2 protein-coding genes and 1 pseudogene are annotated in these 3,915 nt (G+C 48.1%); all 3 read left to right on the top strand.

Translation table 11 applies throughout. From position 1 onward, the window contains the following. Window positions 1–850, top strand: an 850-nt coding sequence (locus CPT76_RS09160) for a glycoside hydrolase family 95-like protein (protein ID WP_374954633.1), incomplete at its 5' end; no start/stop codon positions are given. A gap of 788 nt (window positions 851–1,638) precedes the next feature. After that, a complete protein-coding gene (locus CPT76_RS09170) occupies window positions 1,639–3,198 on the top strand; it encodes a helix-turn-helix domain-containing protein (protein ID WP_146116191.1) in 1,560 nt (519 codons plus the stop codon). A gap of 153 nt (window positions 3,199–3,351) precedes the next feature. Further along, window positions 3,352–3,915 (top strand): annotated as a pseudogene (locus CPT76_RS09175) (extracellular solute-binding protein); the annotation flags it as partial.

Here is a 3,915-nt window from a genome sequence, read left to right on the forward strand (position 1 = left end):
ACTGCTGTATGCTGCCAAAAGGATGGGGATCGAAGATCCGCTGGAGGCGCGCTGGGCCGATATTCTTGCCAGGCTTACGCCGCTGCCGGTAGACCATACAGGATACAAAATCGGAAGGGATCTCAGCCTGGAATTCGGCCATCGTCATTTCAGTCATTTGCTGGCTGTATTCCCGCTGCATATTACCGGAAATTCGGAGGAGGAACGGCAGCTCGCCATTCGTTCCCTCAGACATTGGATAGCCAAGGAAGGCGATCTGCGCGGGTTCAGCTTCACCGGAGCCGCTTCTATTGCAGCAGCAATGGGTCTGGGGGATGAAGCACTAGCCTATTTGCGAAGCTTAATGCATTTGATTAAACCGAATACGATGTATAAAGAAGCGGGGCCGGTCATCGAGACGCCGTTAGCCGGGGCGGAAGCGATTCATGACATGCTGCTGCAGAGCTGGGGGAATATCATTCGGGTATTTCCTGCGGTTCCGGAGACGTGGCAGGAGGCTGTTTTTCACAATTTGCGCGCTGAAGGAGGATTCCTTGTAAGCGCTGTCTCGAAGGCGGGACAAACGACTTTTATTCGCATTCAGAGTCTTGCCGGGGAACCATGCAGATTGCTAACAGATCTTGCACATTCGGAGCAAGGGTTTGTGATCGAAGTTCAAGGTAAGAGGGCCCATTATATATTACATGAGGATAGATCGATCGAAATCATGCTGAAATCGGGTGATGAGGCCGTGCTGTATGCTGCAGACGGTGAGGAGCCACGGGAAATTGCACCTGTGCCGGCTGAGCCGGGCATGCAGCACTTTTTTGGAAGCAGGAAGCCATGGCGATTGTATGGATTACTGAAATAATCCCAGGGAGGCATGAGGATCATGTTTAAGCAGCTGCGCAAGTACAACCGGAGCGTGATAGTGACTTGGCTCATTTCCTATATTACCGTGTTAATGGTGCCCATTCTCATCAGTATTGTTCTGTATTTTATCACCTATCAACAGGTCAAGACGGAAACAAACCGTTCGAATGCGTTGTTATTGGAACAGATGGAGATGTCGATTGACAGCAAGCTGAAAGGGCTGGAGCAGCTGAGCCTGGAGATTGCTTTAAACCGGAATATCTCCAGCTTCTCGAGTGTCGATCCCCCGCTCAGCGATGCCCATTATTATGATTTGTTCCAAATTTCCGAAAGCCTGCGCACTTATAAAAATGCGAATGATTACATTGAGCAAATTTATGTCATGTATACAAACAGTGATACGGTGATCTCCACCTATGATCATATGAACCGCCAGGGTTTGTTTCAAAAGTTGCGCCAGCAGGACGATACCTCTTTTGACCAATGGAATCGCTTATTTGAGCGAAAATATGTAAACGGCTATACGCCGATGACGTTTTGGGATGGAGGGACTTCAACGCCGGTTGTTGTGTTTGCAAGATCCCTTGTTTTTAACACACCGGGGCAGCCGCCGGCAATCGTACTGTTTGTTATGAAGGATTCGAAATTAATCGAAAGCGCCCCGNGACATCCGGATGCAAGGATGTTTATCTGGATACAGAGAGCCGGTATATCGCCGCTCGGACAGATCCAGGCCTCCTGCCGCAGCATCTCACCTACGGGGAGCTTCAGGATCAGCAGGGCATCGTGTATAAAGATGTGCAGGAGCAGCAAGCAGCCGTTTCCTATATCACTTCAAAAATAACGGGCTGGAAATACGTTTCCGTATTACCGGCATCCCTCTTTAACGAGAAAATGCAGTATATGCGCAAGCTCATATGGATCAGCATCGGCATGTGCTTCCTGGTTGGAGGCGTAATTTGCGTCCTTTTTCTGCGAAAAAATTATATGCCGATCCAAGTGATGCTCCAGAGTCTTTCGCATAAATTCGGATTGCGTTTTGACGGTGGTTCAAGTGAATATTCCTTCTTACAAGGGGCAATTCAGCATTATTTTACGGAGAAGGAAGATATGCGAGCTCGTTTAGACCAGCACCGTAACACCATTCGGGCCCATCTCATCCGCAGGCTTCTTAAGGGATCCATAGAAAAGGAGGCTCTTCTTCACGAATCCCTTGCTGCCCATCATATTGAGTTCTCATCCGACCGCTTTGTGGTCATTCTCATGTCCGTGGACGGTTTCGGGAAATTCGAACAGTACGGCCAGAACGGACTGTCGGATCAAAAGGAGCAGATGCTGCATTTTATTCTGACAAATGTCCTGGTGGATGCAGCAGCGGATGATGCCGCTATATACACCACGGAAATGAATGATGTTCTTGCATGTATTGTGAATTTTCATAAAAGCGATTCTGAAGAGCGGGAGCGGCTTACTCTGCATCGCATATCCGCTCAGGTTCGTGAATTTATGCAGGAACAGATGCAGGTTGAGCTGACGATCGCGGTTGGAGAGGTCTATTCAGACATCTATGGGATCGCACAGTCCTATCATGAGGCACTGGATGCCCTGGAGTATCGGATTGTACTTGGAAGCGGACAGTTCATCCGGTATCGGGATACGCAATTGAATCAGGCGCCGCCGCATCATTATTATTTCCCGCTCAGTGTCGAACAGCAGCTCATCTATGTCGTGAAGAGCGGAAATTACGCGAAGGCTGAGGCGCTGATCGAAGATATTTTCCAGAAAAACTTCGCGGGACACCCGGTATCCGTTCCACTTGCCAAATGCTTAATGTATAACATGGCCAGCACGATGCTTAATACGGTTGATGAAGTCAGCGTTACCGGCAAACGATCACTGGAGGCGCATCTCTTGGATGTAGAACCGCTCCTTTCATGTGAGCATGTCCCGCAAATGAAGGAACAATTGAAGGAGAAGCTGAGTCAGGTCTGCAGCTGGATTCAAGCCGAGAAGCGGGATCACCACCGCTATTTAATTGAAGATGTACAACGCTACATAGAGAACCATCTGCATGACCCAAATTTGAATATATCCATGATCGGAGATGTATTTCGGATGACACCATCCTATATATCACGTCTTTATAAAGATCATACGGGAGAAGCGCTGCTGGATACGATTAACCGTTTGCGTCTGGCTGAAGCCAAAAGCCTCCTGAAGCATAACAAGCTAACTGTCAATGAAGTCGCTGGCCGTGTCGGTTATGCGGATGTCAGCACGTTTGTACGAACCTTTAAAAAGTTTGAAGGCATAACTCCCGGAGCATTCCAAAAGGCGGCACAATGACGCAGAAGACAGATAAGATCACGTTTTTTTTAAGAATTGCCTATCATTTTATGTTTTGTCTATGTTCACTTTCGCGGAATTGTTGAACAATGGCTTCGGATACTTTGTTGTGAAAGGGTATTCATCATACTATCCTGAATCGGGGGAATGGCAATGGATCGACGTTTGCGGATAGGCAAAATCTTAATAAGGCGTTTTAAAGCGGGTGTCTCTTCTGTCCTGCTCATGAGTTTGATCCTGGCTGGATGCTCAACAGGAAGCACCAGGGAGGGTGAACCGAAAGATCAAGCGGGCACATCCTCAGATATCGGTTCGACCTATCCACTGAAGACGAGCGAAGGGTTCACATCATGGGAAGCTTTGAACAATAATGCCGTCACCTTCTATTCCAATCTAGCCGAAACACCGTTTGGAAAGGCGCTTGCGGAGAAAACAGGAGTGAACGTGAAGTATGTCCATCCGAATGATCAGCAGACGAAGGAACAATTTAATCTGATGATCGCTTCTGATGAGCTGCCGGATACGGTCGAATATGACTGGACCGGGAGAAGCGCAGGCTCCTATCCCGGAGGACCGGAAAAGGCGATTAAAGATGGGGTCATTCTGGAACTCAATGATCTCATTGACAAGTATGCGCCAAACCTCAAGAAAAAGCTGGAAGCAGACAAGGAACTCGACAAGATGGTGAAAACGGACAGCGGCAAATATTATGTTTTT

Source organism: Paenibacillus sp. AR247, from assembly GCF_002968895.1.
GTDB lineage: Bacteria > Bacillota > Bacilli > Paenibacillales > Paenibacillaceae > Paenibacillus_AQ > Paenibacillus_AQ favisporus.